This is a genomic window from Polymorphobacter sp., assembly GCF_048007885.1.
Lineage (GTDB): Bacteria > Pseudomonadota > Alphaproteobacteria > Sphingomonadales > Sphingomonadaceae > Sandarakinorhabdus.
Genome location: NZ_CP180346.1, coordinates 428,012 through 449,014, shown reverse-complemented (window position 1 = coordinate 449,014; position 21,003 = coordinate 428,012). Strand labels below are relative to the sequence as shown.

16 protein-coding genes and 1 tRNA gene are annotated in these 21,003 nt (G+C 66.8%); 10 read left to right on the top strand and 7 right to left on the bottom strand.

Going from position 1 to position 21,003, the window contains the following annotated elements:
- The first annotated feature begins 6 nt into the window (after positions 1-6).
- The 4 genes from ACMVO5_RS02230 to ACMVO5_RS02215 are packed head-to-tail and all read left to right on the top strand — an operon-like array spanning position 7 to position 3,374.
- Positions 7-474, top strand: coding sequence for a c-type cytochrome (locus ACMVO5_RS02230; protein WP_416908461.1), 468 nt, complete (start codon positions 7-9; stop codon positions 472-474).
- A gap of 3 nt (positions 475-477) precedes the next feature.
- Entirely contained in the window at positions 478-918 is a 441-nt protein-coding gene (locus tag ACMVO5_RS02225) for a c-type cytochrome (RefSeq protein ID WP_416908460.1), read from the top strand.
- 43 nt (positions 919-961) lie between these two features.
- Complete coding sequence (locus ACMVO5_RS02220) at positions 962-2,602, top strand: AMP-binding protein (protein WP_416908459.1); 1,641 nt, start codon at positions 962-964, stop codon at positions 2,600-2,602.
- Positions 2,589-3,374, top strand: a complete 786-nt coding sequence (locus ACMVO5_RS02215; protein WP_416908458.1) for an enoyl-CoA hydratase-related protein — start codon at positions 2,589-2,591, stop codon at positions 3,372-3,374. Before ACMVO5_RS02220 ends, ACMVO5_RS02215 begins: the two co-directional genes overlap by 14 nt.
- A 6-nt stretch (positions 3,375-3,380) precedes the next feature.
- Here ACMVO5_RS02215 and ACMVO5_RS02210 read toward each other — a convergent pair.
- A tRNA-Ser gene (locus ACMVO5_RS02210) sits at positions 3,381-3,471 on the bottom strand.
- A 119-nt stretch (positions 3,472-3,590) separates the two neighbouring features.
- Positions 3,591-5,783, bottom strand: a complete 2,193-nt coding sequence (locus ACMVO5_RS02205) for a flagellin (protein WP_416908457.1) — start codon at positions 5,781-5,783, stop codon at positions 3,591-3,593.
- A 133-nt stretch (positions 5,784-5,916) separates the two neighbouring features.
- Between ACMVO5_RS02205 and ACMVO5_RS02200 the strand changes: the two genes are divergently transcribed.
- Positions 5,917-6,588, top strand: a complete 672-nt coding sequence (locus tag ACMVO5_RS02200; RefSeq protein WP_416908456.1) for an RluA family pseudouridine synthase — start codon at positions 5,917-5,919, stop codon at positions 6,586-6,588.
- Positions 6,589-6,743: 155 nt separating this feature from the next.
- Entirely contained in the window at positions 6,744-8,465 is a 1,722-nt protein-coding gene (locus tag ACMVO5_RS02195) for an ATP-binding protein (protein ID WP_416909278.1), read from the top strand.
- On the opposite strand, the gene ACMVO5_RS02190 is transcribed toward ACMVO5_RS02195, so the two are convergent.
- The 4 genes from ACMVO5_RS02190 to ACMVO5_RS02175 all read right to left on the bottom strand — a co-directional run bounded on the left by ACMVO5_RS02190 (position 8,466) and on the right by ACMVO5_RS02175 (position 13,469).
- The gene (locus ACMVO5_RS02190) at positions 8,466-9,305 is read right to left on the bottom strand and encodes a MurR/RpiR family transcriptional regulator (protein WP_416908455.1); all 840 of its coding nucleotides are present in this window, start codon (positions 9,303-9,305) and stop codon (positions 8,466-8,468) included.
- 47 nt (positions 9,306-9,352) lie between these two features.
- Complete coding sequence (locus ACMVO5_RS02185; RefSeq protein WP_416908454.1) at positions 9,353-11,401, bottom strand: penicillin acylase family protein; 2,049 nt, start codon at positions 11,399-11,401, stop codon at positions 9,353-9,355.
- 71 nt (positions 11,402-11,472) lie between these two features.
- Complete coding sequence (locus ACMVO5_RS02180; protein WP_416908453.1) at positions 11,473-12,546, bottom strand: glycosyltransferase family 4 protein; 1,074 nt, start codon at positions 12,544-12,546, stop codon at positions 11,473-11,475.
- Positions 12,546-13,469, bottom strand: a complete 924-nt coding sequence (locus ACMVO5_RS02175) for a UDP-2,3-diacylglucosamine diphosphatase (RefSeq protein ID WP_416909276.1) — start codon at positions 13,467-13,469, stop codon at positions 12,546-12,548. Before ACMVO5_RS02175 ends, ACMVO5_RS02180 begins: the two co-directional genes overlap by 1 nt.
- A gap of 129 nt (positions 13,470-13,598) precedes the next feature.
- On the opposite strand from ACMVO5_RS02175, the gene ACMVO5_RS02170 reads away from it, so the two are divergent.
- From ACMVO5_RS02170 to ACMVO5_RS02155, 4 genes are all read left to right on the top strand, one after another.
- Positions 13,599-14,819, top strand: coding sequence for a DUF2254 domain-containing protein (locus ACMVO5_RS02170; protein ID WP_416908452.1), 1,221 nt, complete (start codon positions 13,599-13,601; stop codon positions 14,817-14,819).
- Between the two features lie 66 nt (positions 14,820-14,885).
- Positions 14,886-16,769 carry a CocE/NonD family hydrolase gene (locus tag ACMVO5_RS02165; protein WP_416908451.1) on the top strand — a complete coding sequence of 628 codons (1,884 nt, stop codon included), beginning with the start codon at positions 14,886-14,888 and terminating at the stop codon, positions 16,767-16,769.
- 68 nt (positions 16,770-16,837) lie between these two features.
- On the top strand, positions 16,838-17,641 hold the full coding sequence (locus ACMVO5_RS02160; RefSeq protein ID WP_416908450.1) for an arylmalonate decarboxylase: 804 nt from the start codon (positions 16,838-16,840) through the stop codon (positions 17,639-17,641).
- Positions 17,642-17,751: 110 nt separating this feature from the next.
- Positions 17,752-19,896, top strand: coding sequence for a TonB-dependent receptor (locus ACMVO5_RS02155; RefSeq protein ID WP_416908449.1), 2,145 nt, complete (start codon positions 17,752-17,754; stop codon positions 19,894-19,896).
- On the opposite strand, the gene ACMVO5_RS02150 is transcribed toward ACMVO5_RS02155, so the two are convergent.
- Positions 19,890-20,999 (bottom strand): NAD(P)-dependent alcohol dehydrogenase, encoded by a 1,110-nt coding sequence (locus tag ACMVO5_RS02150; protein WP_416908448.1) that lies wholly within the window; start codon positions 20,997-20,999, stop codon positions 19,890-19,892. The two genes, ACMVO5_RS02155 and ACMVO5_RS02150, sit on opposite strands and share 7 nt — an antisense overlap.
- Positions 21,000-21,003 lie beyond the last annotated feature (4 nt).

Sequence of the window (21,003 nt, the reverse complement as noted above, 5' to 3'; positions counted from 1 at the left end):
GGCGCCATGGTCCCCGCCGCGGCAACGGTCCGGCTGCTCGCAGGCATCGCCGCCGCCTGCCTGCCGCTCGCCGCCGCCGCCCAGCCGGCGGGCGGCCCGGCGCTCTATGCGCGCTGCGCGGCCTGCCACACAGCCGATGGCAGGGGCGTCCCCGGCGCCTTCCCGCCGCTCAAGGCCAATGTCCGCTGGCTCGCGGCTGAGCCCGAGGGCCGCCGTTATCTCCAGCTGGCCATCATCAAGGGCCTGAACGGCGCGATCACTGTCGATGGCCGCAGCTACCGTGGCCTGATGCCCCCCCAGGCGCTGGATGATGACGCCGTCGCCGCCGTCCTCAACCATATCGGAACCGAAATCGCCGCCGGCGATCCGCCGGTCCAGCCCTTCACCGCCGCCGAAGTCAGCGCCGCCCGCGCCGGGGCCAAAGATCTCAACGGCGCCGCCGTCGCCCGCCTGCGCCCCGCCAAAGGCCCGTGAGCCATGGCGCGCGCACCCCTCATGCTCGCCTGCCTGCTCGCCGCCGCAGCGCCCGCCAGCGGCACCGAGCCCACCATCCCCGGCGTCGAAAACCCGGCCCGCGCCCGCATTGATTACATGCTCAAATGCCAGGGCTGCCACCAGCCCGACGGCACCGGCAACGCCGTCAACACCCCACCGCTCAAGAATGAAGTCGCCCGTTTCCTGTCGGTCGAGGGCGGGCGCGCCTTCCTCGTGCAGGTGCCCGGCGTCGCCTCGGTCGATCTCGGCGACGAACGACTGGCCGAGGTGCTCAACTGGACGCTCCACCGCTTCGACAGCGCCCATCTGCCAAAAGGCTTTCGCCCCTATACCGCCGCCGAAGTCGCCCGGCTGCGCCGCACGCCCCTGCGGCTCGACCGCGTGGAACGTCGAAACCAGCTTGTTTCCCGCTTTCCCGAATGACCGGCAGCGACGATAAGGAAGGCCGAGGGAGACCGGCAACAGCATGACGATGCGCAGCGACCGCAAGGGGCCAACCGACGCCCCGCTCATCGAGCTGACCATCGGCGACGCGCTGCGCGCGGCCGCGGCGCGCTGGGGCACGGAGCTGGCGCTGGTATCGCGCCATCAGGGCATCCGCCAGACATGGGCCGAGCTCGATGCCGAGGTCGACCGCATCGCCACCGGCCTTCTCCAGCACGGCGTCAGACAGGGAGACAGGGTCGGCATCTGGGCGCCCAATTGCGCCGAATGGGCCATCATCCAGTTCGCCACGGCGCGCATCGGCGCCATCCTCGTCACCATCAACCCCGCCTATCGGGCCGGCGAGGTCGCCTATGCGCTGGGCAAGGTCGGCTGCTCGGTGCTGGTCACCGCGCCGCGCTTCAAGACCAGCGACTATGTCGCCATGCTGCGCGAGCTGGGGCCTGAAAAGCTGCCCCAGCTGCGCCTCACCGTGACGCTCGGTGACGAGCGTCACGAGGGCTTCCTCGCCTGGCATGATCTCCGCGCCGAGGCCGATATCGCCCGCCTCCACGAGGCTGCGGCGGCGCTGTCCTGCCACGACCCGATCAACATCCAGTTCACCAGCGGCACCACCGGCTTTCCCAAGGGCGCCACGCTCACCCACCGCAACATTCTCAACAATGGCCATTTCAACGCCCTCACCATCAGGCTCGGGCCGGATGACCGCATCTGCATCCCGGTGCCGCTCTATCACTGCTTCGGGATGGTGCTCGGCAATCTCGCGGCGCTGACCAGCGGCGCCGCCATGGTCTATCCCGGCGAGGCCTTTGATCCGCGGCTGGTGCTGGAGGCGGTGCAGGCGGAAGGCTGCACCGCGCTTTACGGCGTGCCGACCATGTTCATCGCCGTCCTCAACCAGCCCGACCTTGCGGCCTTCAATCTCTCGACCCTGCGCACCGGCATGATGGCCGGCTCGCCCTGCCCGGTCGCAACCATGCGCGCCGTCATCGACACGCTCAACATGCATGAAGTGACCATCGGCTACGGCATGACCGAGACCAGCCCGCTGACCACCCAGAGCGCCACCGACGACCCGCTCGAGGAGCGCGTCTCCACCGTCGGCCGCGTCCATCCCCATGCCGAGGCGAAGATCATCGGCCCCGACGGCGCCACCCTGCCGATCGGCGAACAGGGCGAATATTGCGCGCGCGGCTATGCCGTCATGCGCGGCTATTGGGACGATCCGGCCAAGACCGCCGAAGCCATCGACGCCGATGGCTGGATGCATTCGGGCGACCTCGCCACCATGGACGCGCGCGGCTATGTCCGCATCACCGGCCGCATCAAGGACATGATCATCCGCGGCGGCGAAAACATCTACCCCCGCGAGATCGAGGAATTTCTCCTCACCCACCCGGCGATCAGCGACGCCCAGGTCTTCGGCGTCGCCGACGCCCGCCACGGCGAGGCCGTCTGCGCCTGGGTCATCCCCCGCCCCGGATCAGCCCTCACGCCCGACGATGTGCGCGCCCATTGCCAGGGCCGCATCGCCCACTACAAGGTGCCGCGTCACGTCCGCATCGTCGACGCCTTCGTCATGACCGTCACCGGCAAGGCGCAGAAGTTCGAGATGCGCAAGATCATGGAAACCGAATTGGGGATCGCCAATGTCCGAGACTGAGCCACTTGTTCTCGCCAGCGAAGCGGGCGCCGTCGCCCGGCTCGCCCTCAACCGCCCGCGCGCCGGCAACAGCCTGTCGATGGCGCTCGTCGAGGCGCTGCGCGCCGAGCTGGCCCGGTTGGAAAGGCGCGACGACATCAAGGTGATCATCCTCTCGGGCATGGGCGGGCGCATCTTCTCGGCCGGGCATGATCTCAACGAATTCGCCGGCCAGGACGACACGGAGTTCCTCGCCCGCGATTTCGCCGGCATCACAGCCCTGATGCAGGCCGTCATCGCCCAGCCGCAGATCATCATCGCCAAGGTCGAGGGCGTGGCCACCGCCGCGGGTCTCGAACTGATGCTGGCCTGCGACCTCGCGCTCGCCTCCAGCAATGCCCGCTTCGCCGTGCCCGGCGTCAACATCGGCTTCTGGTGCCACACGCCGCAGGTCATGCTCAGCCGCGCCGTGGCGCGCAAACAGGCGTTCGAGATGCTGGCAACCGCGCGGCTCTATCCCAGCAGCCATGCGCTCGCCATCGGCCTCGTTAATGCCGTCCATCCGCCCGAAACCCTGGACCGCGCCGTCGAGGACATGGCCAATGCCATCGCCTCGCGCGCCGGCTCGGTCCTGCGCCGCGGCAAGCGCGCCTTTTACCGCCAGATCGAACAGCCGCTCGCGGCCGCCTATGACATGGCCCGCAGCGAAGCCCTCGACAACATCCTCGACCCCGACGCCCAGGAAGGCATCGCCGCCTTCCTCGAAAAACGCGACCCCAACTGGCACAGCTAGCGCCTGTGGCGGATCGGGAGGGATTCGAACCCTCGAGGAGCTTTAGACCCCTACACACTTTCCAGGCGTGCGCCTTCGACCACTCGGCCACCGATCCGTCCGCGTCGCCGCGATGTGCCGCGATAGCCAGCCCGCCACCAGAGCGCAAGAACAAGCGTCCCAAAAAATGGCGGGGCCGGTTTCCCGACCCCGCCTCCTACGGCCCTCCGTAAGGACTTACCGCAGCAGCTGCAGAACCTGCTGCCCGGCCTGGTTGGCCTGCGCCAGCATCGCCTGCGCCGCCTGGCCCAAGACCTGCGAGCGGGAAAGCTCGGTGGTCTCGGCGGCAAAGTCGGCGTCGGTGATCCGCGAGCGCGACGCCACCAGATTGTTGGCATTCGACTCGATGTTGAGCAGCGTCGCCTCAAGCCGGTTCTGGGTGGCGCCGATGTCGGCCCGGCCCAGGTTGACCGACTTCAGCGCCTCGTCGATGGCATCAAGCGCAGCGCTGGCCCCGGCCTGGGTCGAAATATCCAGATCCTGGATCTTCAGCCCGCCGCTGTCGGTGCCATAGCTGTTCTCCTCAAAGCCCAGCGCGGTGAAGTTCGAGGTGGCAGCGAAGCCGAGGCTCCCGGCCGAAACCTCGATCGCCCGTGCCGACTGCAGGCTGACGGTGGCATAAGCGGTGTTCACCGCCGCCGTCGTCAAGTCGGCAAGGTCGGCCACAGCGACGATGCTGAACGCCGTGCCGGCGCCCTTCACCGTGGTACCGCCCAGGCCCAGCTCGGCCGCCGTCGCACCGCCGGTCAGGCTGGCGATGGTGACGTTGCGCCCGTCAGCCGCGGTCAGGTCAAGCCCGCCCAGGCCATTGTCGCGCGCCTCGACCCCGGTCATCCCGGCAAAGCCGTTGATCGCCTCGGCCACCTTGTCACGCCGTGCCTGCGCCGTGTCAGTGGTGGCCAGGCCCTCAACGGTGATGGTCACACCGTTGATGTTGAGGCTGGCCGCCCCGGTCAGCGTCGTCGCCGTCGTCGTCGAGCTCAGCGTCAGCGAGTTGGCCATCGCCGTCACCCCGGTCTCAGCCGAAGCGTCATTGATCGCCGCGGCCATCGCAATCGCGCTGGCAGACTTCACCGAAGACAGCGACGCCGTCGACGAGAAGGTGTCGTCCGCGCTCGAGGCGGCCCGAATGGCCACGCCGTTGATCGACAGGTCGCCGTTGGTCAGGCTGAGCGCCGTCGCCGCCGACGTGGCCACCGCCCGCGCATCGCTGCTCACCGTGGAGACACCGCGCTCATAGCTGCCCTCGGCAAAGCCGGAGCGGCTGATCCGCGCCGTCGCGCTGTCGGCGGTGCCCAGCGTGATGCTGTTGCCATTCTCGGCCACCAGCGACACCGTGCCCGACTGGGCGCCAACCTTGAGGCCCGAGGCCGCCGCGGTCAGCGTGTCGAGCGACACGATCACGTTGCGCCCATCGGCCGCTTCCAGACGGATGCCGCCATTGTCATCCGACGTGTCGATCGCCGTCACCCCGGTCTGCCCGGCAATGGCGTTGATCGCAGCGACCACGCGCTCGCGGCTTTCCGCAGCGTTGGTGGTGGTGCTGATCGAGGCGGTGGTGACACCGTTGATCGTCACCGTGCCGGTGAGCGCCGCCGCCGTCATCGCCGAACCGGTCATCACCGTGGTGCCAACCTCGGCGCGAACGCCGGTCTGGTCAGCCACCGCATTGATCGCAGCCGCCTTGGCAATCGCAGAAGCCGCCTTCTCGCCCGAAGACAGCGTGTCGCTGCTCGCCAGGCTGGAGCCAACGGTCACACCGTTGATGATCAGGTCGCCGGCCAGCAGCGCCTGGTTGGCGGTCAGGTTGGTGGAGGTGGCTTCAAAGGCGCCGGTGCCGGTCAGCGCCGGCGTGCGGCCGGTGCCCAGCTCGCCCGCACGGGCCGAGCCGATGTTGAGCGTCACCGTCTCGCCGGCGCGGCTGCCGGTCTGCAGCAGCAGCGTCTTGGCCGATCCGTCGAGCAGCTTGATGCCGTTGAAGTTGGTGCGGCTGGCCACGGTGTCGATCTCGTTGATCAGCTGCGCCACTTCGGCCTGAAGAGCAGCGCGGTCATCGGCCCCATAGATGCCGTTGGCCGACTGCACGGCAAGCTCGCGCATCCGCTGCAGCGAGTTGCTCACCGACGACATGGCGCTTTCCGCCGTCTGGGCCAGGCTGATGCCGTCCTGCGCATTGCGCGAGGCGACCTTCAGACCACGCAGATCAGCGGTCATGCGCTGCGAAATGGCGAGACCAGCGGCATCGTCCTTCGCCGAATTGATGCGAAGGCCCGACGAAAGCCGCTCCATCGCCATCATCAGCCCCTTCTGGGCCACCTTCTGGCCCGACTGGGCCGTCAGTGCAGAGACATTGGTGTTGATCACTGTCATGATAAATACTCCCGTTTCGGTTCCCCGGGCTCCGTGGAAAAGCCACGGGGCGCCGTGTCCCAAGAAACGGGCCACACCCCGCATCACTTAAATCCCGCCCCCGCCAGACCCTCCAGCGAACTGCCAGAACCTCATGCAAGCCCCTGAAACCAAAGCCCCTCCCTTTCCCATCCTTCACCTCGACCGGCATTGCGTCATCATCGACAAGCCCGCCGGTCTCGCCGTTCACCCCGGCCCCAAAACCCCGCGCAGCCTCGAAGATCATCTGCCCGCGCTGGCCCGGCATCTCGGGCAAAGACGCCTGCCCACCCTCATGCACCGGCTCGACCGGGACACCTCGGGCTGCCTGCTGCTCGCCCGCACCGGCGCCGCCACCCGCGCGCTCGCCCGCCTCATCGAGGCCCGGCGTTTGGAAAAAACCTATCTCGCCCTGCTCGAAACATGCCCCGAAGACAGCGAGGGCAGCATCACCGCGCCGCTCGCCAAGATCAGCAGCAAGGCCGATGGCTGGCGCATGGTCATCGATGTAAAAAATGGCAAAACCGCCATAACGGACTGGAAGATCGTCGATCCAGCCATAGCGTTGGTCTCCTTTTGTCCCAAAACAGGGCGCACCCACCAGATCCGCGTCCACGCCAGCTGCATCGGCGGCGCCATCGTTGGTGACCCAATATATGGGGCCACACCCGGCCCGATGCGACTACATGCGCATCATCTTGCCTTCACCCATGACGACGGCACCAGGGTCCATGCCACCGCCCCGATACCTCCGAATTGGCATCAATGTAAAAAAAGCCAAAATTAGAAAGGTGTTAACTGCCTTTGCTCAGGTAATGCTTTATAAAGAGCGTCTCATGTAAGGCACAGGTATTAACCTGCGCACGAAAGGGGCGTGTTGACGTGAACATCTCGAGCTTCCCTCCCTTCGTCGATCCGTCGCTGCAGGCGTCGCCGGCCAGCATGGCTGCCGCCGCCTTTCCCGGCGCCACACCGGTCGCCGCAAATGCCCCGATGATCGCCATCGGCGTCGTCGAAGACGTCAGTTTCAACAGCGCCGTCGTCATGTTCGAGCGTGCCGCCCTCACCGCGCTGCGTGACCACCCCGATCAGTCGCTGGCCATCTCCGGCACCATCGGTGGCCAGATCAAGATCAGCACCGGCGGCCGCTGGCTCGTCGCCAGCGTCACCAAGATGCTCGTTGATCGCCGCGCCACCGACAATGACCGTTTCCGTGTCGAGGTCGAATTCCTCGGAGAAGGCGATATCGGCCATGAGGGCACGCTCACCGATTTCCAGCGCGGCGTCACCCGCTATCCCAATCCCGGCGATGCCGTCGCCCCCATGCGCAAGGCCGACCTGCTCAACCTGTTCCGCAGCCGCGGCAGCGCGGCGGTCGAGATCGGCACCGTCTATCCCACCAGCTCGGTCCGCGCCTCGCTCGATGTCGATCCCATGCTCGCCCGCCATTTCGCCATCCTCGGCTCCACCGGCTCGGGCAAGTCCACCGCCACCGCGATGATCCTCAACCGCATCCTCGACATCGCCCCCCATGGCCATATCGTCCTCATCGATCCGCACGGCGAATATGGCCCCGCCTTCCGCCGCCGCGCCACCATCTTCAATGTCGACAATCTCGATCTGCCCTATTGGCTGATGAATTTCGAGGAACATTGCGAAGTCTTCATCACCAGCGACGGCCCCGAGCGTGAGCTCGACCGCAGCATCCTCGCCAAATGCCTCACCGCCGCCCGCGCCAAGAGCCACCTCGCCAAAACCTATATCGACCACACTGTCGATGCCCCCATCCCCTATCATTTCGCCGATGTGCTGGCCGCGCTCGATGCCGAAATGGGCCGCCTCGACAAGAGCAGCGACACCGGCCGCTATCTCCGCCTGCGCACCCGCGTCGAGGAGATGCTGCGCGATCCGCGCTACAGCTTCATGTTCAACAACAGCCTCGCCAACGACAGCATGAAGCCCTTCCTCGCGCGCCTGCTGCGCCTGGAAGATGATGGCCGACCGATCTCGGTGTTCGATCTCTCCGGCGTCCCCTCCGACATCGTCGCCACCGTCGTCGCGCTGGTCTCGCGCATCATCATGGACCATGCCGTCTGGTCGCGCGATGAAGACCCCCGCCCCGCACTCATCGTCTGCGAGGAAGCGCACCGCTATGTCCCGGCCGAGCGCTTCAGCACCGGCGCCGCCGCTCGCCGCAGCCTTGAGCGCATCGCCAAGGAAGGCCGCAAATACGGCGTCTCGCTGGGTCTCGTCACCCAGCGCCCCTCCGATCTCGCCGAAGGCGCGCTCTCGCAGTGCGGCACCATCATCACCATGCGCCTCAACAACGAGGCCGATCAGAATTGCGTCCGCAACGCGCTGCCCGAAGGCGGCCGCGGCTTCCTCCAGTCGCTGCCGGCGCTGCGCATGGGCGAAGCCATCATCTGCGGCGAAGGCGTCGCCATGCCGATGCGCGTCCGCCTCGATCTTCAGCCCGTCTCCGAGCGGCCCTCGTCCAACGACCCGTCCTTCAGCAACGTCTGGACCCGCGAGCGCACCGACCGCGAGGCCTTGTCGCGCACCATCCACCGCTGGCGCGGCGCCGAAGCCGATGGCAGCACGCCCGCACCCGCCACCAGCACCAGCGCCCTGCTCAAGCCAGACTCGCTGTTCCTGAAAGGCTGATCAGCTGCCGCCGTTGCTGCCCGGCTGAAAACCGATGAAATCGGCATAATAGGCCGAGTTGCGCGCCAGCCGCTCATGCACCTTCTCCGGCCCGATCGTCTCCACCACATGCTCCACCAGCAGGTTGAGCAGGCTCGCCAGCGCGGTGTTCATGTCCCAGAAATGGCCCAGGCTCACCTCGGCTGACAGGATATGCGGCGTCAGATCGCGCGCCCAGGGGCAATAGGGGTCGGTCACCACCACCAGCGGCACGCCCGCCGCCGCCGCCCGCTCGCCCAGCATCCGGAAATGCCGCGAATAGCGCCGGATATCGACCAGCAGCAACACATCCTCCGGCCCCATGTCATTGAGCAGTGACGGAAATTGCGACGGCCCCATCTCATGCCCGCACACCCCGCCGCGCACATGGCTCAGATGGTCGGCAAATGACGCCGCCAGCCCGCGCTCGGTCTGAAAGCCCACCACATGCACCTTGCGCGCGCCCGCCAGCAGCCGCACCACCGCCGCCCAGCCCGGCGTCTCCGCCAGCGCATACACGTCCGATATCGCCTTCAGCTCGGCCTGCAACCGCGCATCCGCACTGCGCGGCCGCGCCAGCAGCCATGGCGCCTCACGGTCCTCGCGCAACTCGTCCTTCAGCGCCGCCAGCCCGTTCCAGCCCCGCGCCTTCAAAAACCGCCCCACCGTCATCGCCGAAACCCCGAGCCGCGAGCCAATCGACGCCGCCGTCTCAAACGGCACCCGGTCCAGATTGTCGATCAGCCACCCCGCAATCATCCGCTCCGAAACGGTATAATCGCCAAAGCCCCCACGCAGTCTTTCCAGCACAGTCTCACCCATGTGATAGAGCTAACACCGAACCCAATGCGTGAAAAGAAACAATTATTTCATTCCGGCGAAGCCCCCGCCAACACCACCGGCTTCCATTTCTCCGCCACAAACAGCGCCGCCTGATCATTGTAATGCACCGACCGCGCGCGGACCGTCGCCGCGCCAAACTGGTGAATGCTCTGAGACCTGACCGCAGCCCCGGTCGGCCATTCGATCACCATCATGAACCCATCGCCATTGTTGCCCACGCGCCGCCCGTCCGCTGCCACCGGCGCGTAAATCGCCCTTAGCGCATCCGGCCCGCCAAACACCGGCAGGTCCACGCGTCCCCGCCGCAACCGCTGATAATCGCCCAGCGGCGGCGAGAGCGTGCCAAAGGTCGCCTCAAGCTCCGCCACAGCGGCGCGCAATTCCACCGCCGCATCGGGCAGCGGCAGTCCACCATAGCCCGCCCGCGCGCCCTTGCCCAAAATGTTCGCCGCCAGCGCGTCCGCCGCCCCTTCGCCGTCTTGGCTCCAGTCCCATGTCGCCAGCAGTGCCTGCGCCTCAGCCAGCGCCGGATCTTCCACCGCCATCACCTTCGCCATCCAGCGCCCGGCCCAGCCCCGCCGGTCATAGCCCTTGTCAAACTTGATCCGCAGCAGCGCCGCCCGGCTGATCGGCCCGTTCAGCTCGCCAAACAGCGTCTGATAGCGCCAGGCCCGGTTGGTCACATAGGTCTCGATCCCCCATTCTGCGGGAAACGCCGCCGGGTCCAGCTCATCCGCGGGCGCTGTTGAAAGAAACGGCGTGTTGTTGGCATTCCCCACCCAGCCGCTCGCCGGGTCGATCACCTTCGGATAGGCCGCATAGGGCTCATACTCCGTCCAAAGCGCCTTGGATGTGTCGCCCGGCAATACCCCCTTCCAGTCAAACCCCTCGGCCCGCTTCGGGAATTTCGCATTGTAGATCATCGCCACATGGCCCTTGGCATCAGCATAGACAAAGTTCGTCCCCGCCACCCCCTGCAGCGCCATCGCCTCCTGCCATTCCTCAAAATCCCGCGCCTTGTTCAGCCGGTAATATTGCTCCATCTGCCCGGCCTCGCCAAAGCCCGCATAGCGGATGGCAAAATACCCCCGGTCGTTCTTCAGCACCGGCCCATGCACCGAGCGATAGACCGTGCGCGGCACCGGCAAAACGATCGGCCCCATCTTCACCCTCAGCCAGATCCGCCGCGCCTCCAGCGGCCGCCATTCGCCGTCAAAGCGGTAATTCTCGCCGCCCGCGTCCACCTCCAGCTTGTACACGTCAACAAGATCGGGCCGATTGACCGTGTTCGCCCAGCCCAGATTCTGGTTGTGCCCCAACAGCGGATAGGGGCTGCCGGGAAACAGCGCGCCGGCAAAATCCCAGCCCGCATCCGAATGCACCACCACTTCCCACCAGCTCACCCCGCCCTCCCAGGGCTGGTGCGAATTGACGATCAGCCGCGTCACCCCGTCTTCCGACCGCGCCGCCGACACGGCAAAGGCGTTCGATCCCCGCTCGTCCGCCGGGCCAGAATCGCGCGGCACCGGCTCGCCCTTCACCAGCGCGGCGAGCGGCTTGTCCAGCCCGATGAAAAACGGCGAGCGCAGCAGAAAGCCGGTCAATATGTCCTGCCCATTGACCGGAAACAGCCCGCGCACCCGGGGGGCAGACGGATGCGCCTTCACCCAGTCATTCAGCCCGCGCGCATAGCCCTCCACCACAGCGCGCGTGTCCGCCGACAGCGTCCCATAGGTCCGCGCCGCATCCACCTCGGGCTGGAGCAGCCCGCGCGCGAAATCGAGCTGCGCGCCGGCCTCGCCAGTGATCGCCCCGGCCCGCCCGCGCACGGCTGCCACCACCTCCTCGATATTGGCGAAATCATCCTCGGCATGCGCCATCGCCAGCCCATAGCTGACATCCGCGTCGCTCTTGCCGAAGATATGCGGCACGCCGAACCCGTCCCGCTCGATCCGCACCTGATGCACCACATAAGGGTCGGCCACCGACCCCTCCGCAAGCAGCCCGTCCCAGCTCGCCAGGCCGACGAACACGCTCGCCAGCACCGCCAGCGCCGCCACACCCCATTTCAACATGAACGCCCCCGATACCTCACGGCCGGGAGGCTAGGCACCGCCCCCCCCAAGTGCAAGCCATTCGGCGCAAGTCATTCAGCCGCCAGCGCCATCTCGTTCGCCGCCAGCGCGCTCAAAAACTGGTCGCAGGCATGGTCCCAGCTGAACCGCGCGCCAAAGGCCGCACAGTCGCCCCGGTCAGCGCCAAGTGCGGCCCTCATCGCTGCGCCCAGATCCTCGTCCACGCCGCCCAGCCGCCGCCCAGCAAGCGCGCCCGGCACGCCGTAGCCCACCCGCCCCAGCGCATCCTCGCCCAATATGTCGAGCGGCCCCGGCACCGGATAGCCCGCCACCGGCGTCCCGCACGCCAGCGCCTCGATGATCACCAGCCCGAAGGTATCGGTGCGGCTGGGAAACACCATCACGTCCGCGCTCGCATAGGCCCGCGCCAGCGCCTCGCCGTGCAGCGCACCCAAAAAGACCGCGTCCGGATAGCGCGTCTGCAGCTCGGCCCGCGCCGGCCCATCGCCCACCACCACCTTGGCGCCCGCCCAATCGGCCTGCAAAAAGGCCTCGATATTCTTCTCCACCGCCACCCGGCCAACATGCAGCGCCACCGGACCCGTCAGCCCGTCAAACGCCTCATGCCGCCCCACATCGGGGCGAAACACCGCCAGATCGACGCCGCGCGTCCAGGGCATGCTGTGGGTGATGCCGTGCCCGGCCAGCTCGTCTGCCAGCCGGGGTGTGGCCACCAGCACATGCGCCGCGCGCCCATGAAAGCGCCGCAGCATCGCCCACACCGGCCCCACCGGCAGGCCCGTCCGCGCTGCCACATAATCGGGAAAGCGCGTGTGAAAGCTCGTCGTGAAACGAACGCCGCGCGCCAGACACCAGCTCCGCGCCAGCCAGCCCAGCGGCCCCTCGGTGGCGATATGCACCGCATCGGGCGCAAAACCGCCAATCACCCGGGCCAGCGCCCGCCGCGTCGTCAGCGCCAGCCTGATCTCGGGATAGCTCGGCATCGGCACCGAACGAAACCGCTCCGGGCTGATCACCTGCACATGATGCCCGCGCGCAGTGGCAATATCCATCACCGTCGAGAGCGTCCGAACCACACCATTGACCTGCGGTGCCCAGGCATCGGTCACCAGCGAAATCCGCATCAGGCAGCCACCTTCAGGCCCGCCTGCCTATGCAGCGCCGCGGCCCGCGCCGCCCAGTCCAAAATCTCGATGCGCCCGTCATGATGCTCGACCAGCGCCGTGCAGCTCTCCACCCAGTCGCCGTCATTCATATAGGTGACGCCGTCAAACTCGCGGATTTCCGCCGAATGGATATGCCCGCACACCACCCCGTCCACACCGCGCGCCTTGGCCGCCCGCGCCACCGCTTCCTCGAAGCGCGAAATGAACGACACCGCATTCTTCACCCGCTTCTTCACATGCGCCGACATCGACCAATAGGGCAGGCCAAACATCCGCCGCACCCGGTTCACCCAGACATTGGCGCGCAGCAGCCAAGAATAGCCAATGTCCCCCAGAAAGGCGAGCCAGCGGGCATAAAGCACCACCCCGTCAAACTCGTCGCCGTGCAGCACCAGGAATTTCCGCCCATCCACCGTCTCGTGCACGGCTTCGGGCATCACCTCCACACCGCCAAAGGCCAATTGCGTGAAATCGCGCAGCGCCTCGTCATGGTTGCCCGGAATATAAACGACCCGCGTGCCCTTGTTGGCCATCTTCAGCACCCGGCGCACCACGTCATTATGGGCTTGCGGCCAATACCAGCCGCGCTTCAACCGCCAGCCGTCGATGATATCGCCCACCAGATACAGCGTGTCCGGCTTCACCGAGCAGAGAAAGTCATGCAGCAGTTCGGCATTGCAGCCCGCCGTCCCCAGATGCGTGTCCGAAATCCACACCGTGCGCAGCTTCAGCTTGCCGCGCGGCGTCAGTTCATCCTCGTCATTCCAGTGCCGCTTGAACGCTGCGGGCCGAAGCGGACTTGGCGGAATATTCACCACCGGCGCTTCGCTCCGCGCCAGAACATCACCAAAACTGCCTGCCTGCACCGGAAGACTTGCCATCATCTGGCTCCCCTAGCCTCGCCTGACCGCCCTCTACATCTGGTATGTGACAAGCATACGACACTCGACATCTGCGCAACCCTCTCCAGCCCCATTGGCAAGCCCCGCCGCGCCCCCTATCCCGGTCCCATGATCAGCCGTTTCACCTGGGCGCTGCGCCAGCTCCTGCGCCAGATGTGGCTGCGCGCGGTGCTCATCGGCGCGCTCGGCATCCTCGCAGCGCTCACCGGCATCTTCCTCGAGCCACTGATCCCCGAAGCCGCCGGCCGCCTCATCGGCGCCGATGCCGTCGATACCATCCTCACCATCCTCGCCTCCTCCATGCTCGCGGTGGTCACCTTCTCGCTCTCGGTCGCCGTGCAGGCGTTCAGCGCGGCGGCCAGCAGCGCCACCCCGCGCGCCACCAGCCTGCTCCAGCAAGACAGCACCACGCAAAATGTCCTCGCCACCTTCGTCGGCGCCTTTCTCTTCAGCCTCGTCGGCATCATCGCGCTCAGCGCCGGCGCCTATGGCGGCCGCGGCCGCGTCGTGCTGTTCATCGTCACCATCGCCGTCGTCGCGCTGGTCATCGTCGCGCTCCTGCGCTGGATCGATCACATCACCCGCTTCGGCCGGATGGCCGACACGCTGCAGCGCGTCGAGCGCGCCTCCACAAAGGCCCTCATCATCCGCTCCAAGGCCCCCACGCTCGGCGGCACGCCCCACCCCGGCGCGCCCCCGCCCGCCGCGCTTCCCATCCACGCCGACAAGGTCGGCTATGTCCAATATGTGGACATCAAGGCGCTCGCCGCCTGCGCCGAGGAAAACGACCTCAACCTCTACCTTGCCGATCTCCCCGGCAGCTTCGCCCATCCCGGCGCCCCGCTGCTCCATGTGCTGGGCGATGATGACGGCAGCCACACAAACACGCTGCGCAGCGCCTTCAACATCGGCGATGCCCGCACCTTCGATCAGGACCCCCGCTTCGGCCTCATCGTGCTCTCCGAAATCGCCTCGCGCGCGCTCTCGCCCGCCGTCAACGACCCCGGCACCGCCATCGATGTCCTCGGCCGCCTCGTCCGCATCCTCGGCCATTGGCAGCCCCAGGCCAGCGAGCCCGATTTCCCCCGCCTCCACATCCCCTGGCTCGCCCATGCCGACCTGCTGCAAGACAGTTTCCACCCCATCGCCCGCGACGGCGCCGCCCTCGTCGAAGTCCAGATCCGCCTGCAAAAGTCTCTCGCCGCCGTCGCCGCCGCCAATCCGGCCGATTTCGCAGCACCCGCCGCCGCCCTGGCGCTCGAAGCCCGCAGCCGCGCCGAAGCCGCCATGGCGCACGACGCCGACCGCCGCCGCCTGCTCGCCAGCTGAGCCGCAAAACGTCTTGCATCCACCCGCCGCCGCTGCTCATCTGCGCCTAAGCAAAAGGGGGCCAACATGATCCGCACCATCCTCATCGCCAGCCTGCTCAGCGCAGCACCCGCCATGGCGCAAGACGCCCCCCTCACCGCCATGACCCCCGACCGGATCGAGAGCTACGATTTCGTCCGGGAAAGCGCCGATTACATCCGCCGCGAAGCCATGGTGCCAATGCGCGACGGCACCAGGCTCTTCACCGTCACCGTCATGCGCAAGGGCACCAAAGACGCCCCCATCCTGCTCACCCGCACCCCCTACAACGCCGAGCGCAACACCAGCCGCTCGCGCTCGCAAAAGATCGAGGAAATCCTCCCCGTCATGGACGCCGAGTTCGTGCAAGACGGCTATATCCGCGTCTATCAGGACGTCCGCGGCCTCTACAAATCCGAGGGCGATTACGTCATGAACCGCCCGCTCTCCGGCCCCATCAACCCGACCGGCATCGATCACGCCACCGACGCGCACGACACCATCGACTGGCTCATCAAGAACACGCCCGAGACGAACGGCCGCGTCGGCATCATCGGCAGCAGCTACCCCGGCTTCACCGCGCTGATGGCGCTCATCAATCCCCACCCCGCATTGAAGGCCGCCGTCCCGCAAAGCCCGATGGTCGATGGCTGGATGGGCGATGACTGGTTCCACAACGGTGCGTTTCGCACCTTCGCCTTCGATTACATCCTCCGCCAGACCACCAAAAAGGGCAGCGGCAACGTCCCCTACACCAACCCCGACCAATATCAGCTCTACCTCGACGCCGGCTCCACCGCCGACTTCGTGAAAAAATGGGGCCTCGAGGCCTCGCCCACCGTCCAGAAGATGATGGCCCACCCCAATTACGACCAGTTCTGGCAGGAGCAGGCCCTCGACAAGCTGCTCGCCAAGCGCAAGCTCACCGTCCCCACCATGCTCATCGTCGGCCAATGGGATCAGGAAGACAGCTACGGCGCGCCCGCCGTCTACAAGGCGCTCGAACCGCAGGACACGAACAACGACATGCTCCACTTCACCATCGGCCCGTGGCGGCACAGCCAGGTCAATGCCGAAGGCAGCCACCTCGGCCCGCTCACCTTCAAAGGCGACACCGCGCGCGAATTCCGCGTGTCAGTCATGAAGCCCTTCCTCGACGAGCACCTCAAGTCCAGCGCCCCCAAGGCCAACACCCCGCCGGTCATCACCTACGCCACCGGTGCGGACGAATGGCAGACGAGCCAGGTCTGGCCCATGGCACCGGCAAAGCCGCTCTACCTCCAAAGGGGCGGCAGCCTCGCCTTCACCAAGCCCGCCAGCGCCAGCGAAACCCGCTATACCTCAGACCCCGCCCGCCCCGTCCCCTTCGTCCCCGTCCCCCACAATGGCCGCGACCGCACCACCTGGACCACCTGGCTCGTCACCGACCAGCGCTTCGCCTCGACAAGGCCCGACGTCATCAGCTTCACCACCGACACTCTTGAACAGGCCGTCCACATCGCCGGCCAGCCGATGGTCGATCTTTATGCTGCCACCAGCGGCACCAATTCCGACTGGGTGGTCAAGCTCATCGACGTCTACCCCGCCGAGGCCGGCGAGAATGCCGCCAACGCCGGCATGCACCTGCCCATCGGCATCGAGATCTTCCGCGGCCGCTTCGTGCACAGCTTCGAAACCCCCGCCCCCCTCACGCCCGGCAAGCACGAAAACTACAAGTTCGGCCTGCCACACGTGAACCACGTCTTCCAGCCCGGCCACCGCATCATGGTGCAGATCCAGTCGTCGCTCTTCCCGCTCTACGACCGCAACCCCCAGAGCTTCGTCCCCAACATCTTCCACGCCAAGCCCACCGACTACAAAGCCGCCACCCAGTCCATCGCCCACAGCCCCGACAAGCCCAGCGCCATCTGGCTCCCCATCGTGCCAGATTGAATGTCCGCCAGCCGGACGGTCGCACAATCGCCGCCCCCTGCCCCCGCCCCCGCGCTACCCTTGCGGCCATGACAACGCCCGACTTAGACGCCGCCACCCCGGAAGACCTCGCCCGCATGCTGGGCCCCCGTGATGCGCAGGCCGCCCGCCTCAAGATCGGCGTCATCGGGCCGAGCACCAACACCATCGTCCAGCCCGATTTCGACGCCATGCGCCCCGCCGGCGTCACCAATCACTACAGCCGCATCATCGTCGAAAACGCGACCGCGGTCTCCAACGCCAGCTTCACCGAAGGCACGCAGAAAATCGCCGACAATGTCCTTGATGCGGTGCGCTCGGTCATGTCCTGCGCCCCTGACTATCTCTCCATGGGCATGTCCGCCGTCACCTTCATGGGCGGCGCCCAAGGCGCCGAGCGCTTCCGCAAGTCGGTCGAGGATGTCGCCGGCCTGCAGCTCTCCACCGGCTCGCTCAGCCTCATCGCCGCCTTCAAGGCCTATGGCGGCATCAAGCGCGTCGCCTTCCTCTCCCCCTATTTCCCGGTCGCCAACGCACAGGTCCGCCGCTTCTTCGAGGATCACGGCCTCGAAGTGGTCCGCGACATCTGCTTCCGCTGCCCGAGCTGGACCGCCATCGCGCACGTGCGCGAGGATTACATCCGCGACCGTCTCCACGATCTCGACGGCCCCGATGTCGATGCCCTCATTCAGGTCGGCACCAACCTCTCCATGGTCCGCCTCGCCGCCGCCGCCGAGCTGTGGCTGAACAAGCCCGTCATCGCCATCAATACCGCCACTTACTGGAACGCCCTGCGGGGTGCTGGCATCAACGACCAGTTCGAAGGCTTCGGCCGCCTCTTCGCCGAATTCTGACGCCCGGCGCTATCCGCGCTGCGAACAGTAACTGCAAAATCCGCATTGTACGCCCCAGCCTGCGTCACCCTGTCACACAATCGTCACGTCAAACCTCAGGAGAGACCAACATGTTGCGTCCGCTCACGGTCCTGCTCGCCGCCACCACAGCCCTGTCGCCCGCCCTCGCCCAAGAGCCGGTCGACGGCTATGAAGAAATCCTCGTCACGGCACTTCGCACCACCACCAAGCTGCAGGAAACCCCGATCGCCATCACCGCGATCACCCAGGCCGCCATCGCCGACCAGCAGATCCTCTCCACCCAGGACATCGCCAAGGCCGTCCCCGGCCTCACCCTCATCCCCGTCACCGCCAACCCCTCCACCTTCCAGATCGGCCTGCGCGGCGGTGCCGAGCAAACCTCGGGCCTGATCGTCTCCGAGCCGGTCGTCGGCATCTATGTCGATGATGTCTACCGCGGCCGCATGCAGGGCAGCAATTTCCAGCTCGCCGACATCGAACGCATCGAAGTGCTGCGCGGCCCCCAGGGCACGCTCTACGGCCGCAACACCTTCTCCGGCGCGCTCAAGGTCATCACCCGCACGCCGGGCGCCAATGACAGCTGGCTCACCGGCTCGGTCGGCTATGGCAGCTTCGATGAAATTCGCGGCGACATCTCCATGGGCGGCATCGTCGCCGGCGATCTCGGCGCCTCGGTTTCGCTCTTCTACCGCGATCAGGCCGAAGGCTGGATCTTCAACCGCGCCACCGGTCAGGATGTGGGCGCAGAAAAGAACATCGCCGCGCGCGGCAAGCTCGCCTATGACAATGGCCCCGTCCGCGTCATTGGCGCGCTGTCCTACTCGCGCGACGAAAATGACGGCTATATCCCCGTCAACGTCCAGTTCGTCCCCGACAGCGCCCGTATCAATTACGAAACCCGCGCCTTTGGCGAAAACGCCCAGCCGGTCGTCCCCGGCAACCCCTATGTCACCTCCTCGCCCACGCCGTCGCGCGGGGAAACCGAAGTCTTCACCGCCACCCTCGACATCGCCGTCGATGTCGGCGAGGTGACGCTGCGCTCGATCACCGGCTATGTCGACACCACCGACTTCTTCCGCTGGGATCTCGCCGCAGGCCAGGAAGTCGCGCCGGGCGTCTTCATCTCCACCTTCGATCGCGGCTCGGCCTCCAGCGCGCGCCAATGGAGCCAGGAGCTTCAGGCCACCGGCGCCTCATTGGGCGGCAAGCTCAACTGGGTCGCCGGCCTCTATTATTTCAACGAGGAAGGCACGCAGAATTTCGAAGACGCCTTCTTCGGCTTCCGCCTGCCGCTGTTCACGCAGGACACCAGGACCGAAAGCTACGCCGCCTTCGTCCAGGCCAATTACGCCTTCACCGACGCCACCTCGATCACGCTCGGCGGCCGCTACACCTCCGACAAGAAGAGCTTCGACGCACGCATCGATCCGCCCACCAACCTCACCGCCAACATCGACGCGACCTTCAACGCTTTCACCCCCAAGATCGGCTTCGAACACAAGTTCAGCGAAGACGTGCTGAGCTATCTCTCGGTCTCCAAGGGCTTCAAGGCCGGCGGCTTCAACGGCCTGTCGCGCGCGCCCGCCGTGCTCACCGCCACCTACCGCCCGCAGACCGTCTGGGCCTATGAAGCCGGCCTCAAGGCGGAAACCTTCGACCGCAAGCTGACCACCAACCTCGCCGTCTTCATCAACGACATCTCCGACCTGCAACAGACCGCCCAGCGCGGCACCGATTTCCCGCAGATCAACGTCGGTGATGCCCGCGTCTGGGGCGTCGAGCTCGAAGTCAACGCCCGCCCCGTCCAGGGCCTCAACCTGTTCGGCTCGGTCGCCTACAACAATGGCAAATACACCAACCTCATCCCCGAAGCCGACGCCGCCACCTCGGGCGCACAGGATATCCCCCTCGTCTCCGAATGGCAGGCCCGCTTGGGCGGCTCCTTCGAACAGCCGCTCGGTGACGCGCTGCTGCTGCGCATCGGCGGCAACATGAATTACACCGGCCCCTACAATCCGGTCGTCACCAACGCGCTCGAGCTTCCGGGCTGGACCCGCATCGACGCCTTCGTCGCCTTGGCCACGCCGGACAACAAATGGGAGCTCAACCTCTCGGGCCAGAACCTCACCGACGAAGTCACCTATGTCAGCGGCATCGTCGGCCCGCCGTTCCAGCCCGCCCTCACCCCGCTGCGCCCGCGCACCTGGATGGCCAGCCTCAAGTTCAACTACTGACCCGGAATGAGCACCGCCTTAACGACCACGCCCGCGTGATGGTCGGCAATGGCGGTGTTGATCTCGACAAGCGGATAGGTCCGGATCATCCGGTCAAACGGCAGCCGCCCGGCCCGGTAATGCGCCAGCAGTTCGGGAATGAAAATCTGCGGGTCGCTGTCCCCCTCGATGATCCCGATCACCCGCTGCCCCTGGCCCACAAGTCCCATGCAGTCGAGCGGCAGCGCCCCTTCGGCTGCTGATCCCGCCACCAGCCCCAGCGTGCCGCGCCGCGCCAGACAGCCCATGGCCGCCACCAGCAGCGCCGTGCGCCCAGTCGTGTCAAACACATGATCGACCCCGCGCGGCACGATGGCCCGCACCGCCGCCGCCAGGTCCGGCGTCGCTGCCGGGTCCAGCACATGGCTCGCCCCCAGCTCCAGCGCCAGCGCGCGCCGCGCCGCGTGCGGCTCCAGCACGATGATCGGCGCACAGCCAACGATCGCCCCCGCCATCACCGCGCTCAGCCCCACCGAGCCGCCACCCATCACCAACAGCCCGTCGCCCGCCCGCGCCCCGTGCGAATGCATGATCGCCCCCGCACCCGTCTGCACCCCGCAGCCGAGCGGCCCCAGCAGCGCAAGGTCAGGGCAATCATCCACCTTCACCAGCGCGCTCTCATGCACCGTGGCATGGCTGGCAAATGACGACTGGCCAAAGAAATGGCTCGAGACCGGCCCCTCGCCGTCGGAAAGCGCCGTCGTCCCGTCCGCCCGCCGCCCGCTGAAATTCAGCGCCAGCATCGCCTCGCACCCCGCCGGCTCCGCCCGCCCACACGGCCGGCATACCCCGCACGCGCGAAAACTCGCCACCACCGCGTCGCCCACCGCCACCCGGCTCACGCCGTCACCCACCGCCTCGACCACGCCCGCACCTTCATGGCCAAACACGGCGGGAAAGGGATACCAGCCCTCGCCCGTCGCCCGCATCTGCAAGTCGGTATGGCACAGCCCCACCCCGGCAATCCGCACCCGCACCTCACCCGCGCCAAGCGGCCCCATCTGCAGCGTTTCGATGCGAAAGCCCGTCTCGCCGGCCCGCGCCACCGCCGCCTGAATGTCCATCGCC

Coding starts and splice junctions, on each gene's coding strand:
- ACMVO5_RS02150 (WP_416908448.1), bottom strand. CDS start 20,999: ATGGACATTCAGGCGGCGGTGGCGCGGGCCGGCGAGACGGGCTTTCGC.
- ACMVO5_RS02215 (WP_416908458.1), top strand. CDS start 2,589: ATGTCCGAGACTGAGCCACTTGTTCTCGCCAGCGAAGCGGGCGCCGTC.
- ACMVO5_RS02230 (WP_416908461.1), top strand. CDS start 7: ATGGTCCCCGCCGCGGCAACGGTCCGGCTGCTCGCAGGCATCGCCGCC.
- ACMVO5_RS02190 (WP_416908455.1), bottom strand. CDS start 9,305: ATGGGTGAGACTGTGCTGGAAAGACTGCGTGGGGGCTTTGGCGATTAT.
- ACMVO5_RS02175 (WP_416909276.1), bottom strand. CDS start 13,469: ATGGCAAGTCTTCCGGTGCAGGCAGGCAGTTTTGGTGATGTTCTGGCG.
- ACMVO5_RS02165 (WP_416908451.1), top strand. CDS start 14,886: ATGATCCGCACCATCCTCATCGCCAGCCTGCTCAGCGCAGCACCCGCC.
- ACMVO5_RS02160 (WP_416908450.1), top strand. CDS start 16,838: ATGACAACGCCCGACTTAGACGCCGCCACCCCGGAAGACCTCGCCCGC.
- ACMVO5_RS02170 (WP_416908452.1), top strand. CDS start 13,599: ATGATCAGCCGTTTCACCTGGGCGCTGCGCCAGCTCCTGCGCCAGATG.
- ACMVO5_RS02225 (WP_416908460.1), top strand. CDS start 478: ATGGCGCGCGCACCCCTCATGCTCGCCTGCCTGCTCGCCGCCGCAGCG.
- ACMVO5_RS02220 (WP_416908459.1), top strand. CDS start 962: ATGACGATGCGCAGCGACCGCAAGGGGCCAACCGACGCCCCGCTCATC.
- ACMVO5_RS02155 (WP_416908449.1), top strand. CDS start 17,752: ATGTTGCGTCCGCTCACGGTCCTGCTCGCCGCCACCACAGCCCTGTCG.
- ACMVO5_RS02180 (WP_416908453.1), bottom strand. CDS start 12,546: ATGCGGATTTCGCTGGTGACCGATGCCTGGGCACCGCAGGTCAATGGT.
- ACMVO5_RS02200 (WP_416908456.1), top strand. CDS start 5,917: ATGCAAGCCCCTGAAACCAAAGCCCCTCCCTTTCCCATCCTTCACCTC.
- ACMVO5_RS02205 (WP_416908457.1), bottom strand. CDS start 5,783: ATGACAGTGATCAACACCAATGTCTCTGCACTGACGGCCCAGTCGGGC.
- ACMVO5_RS02195 (WP_416909278.1), top strand. CDS start 6,744: ATGGCTGCCGCCGCCTTTCCCGGCGCCACACCGGTCGCCGCAAATGCC.
- ACMVO5_RS02185 (WP_416908454.1), bottom strand. CDS start 11,401: ATGTTGAAATGGGGTGTGGCGGCGCTGGCGGTGCTGGCGAGCGTGTTC.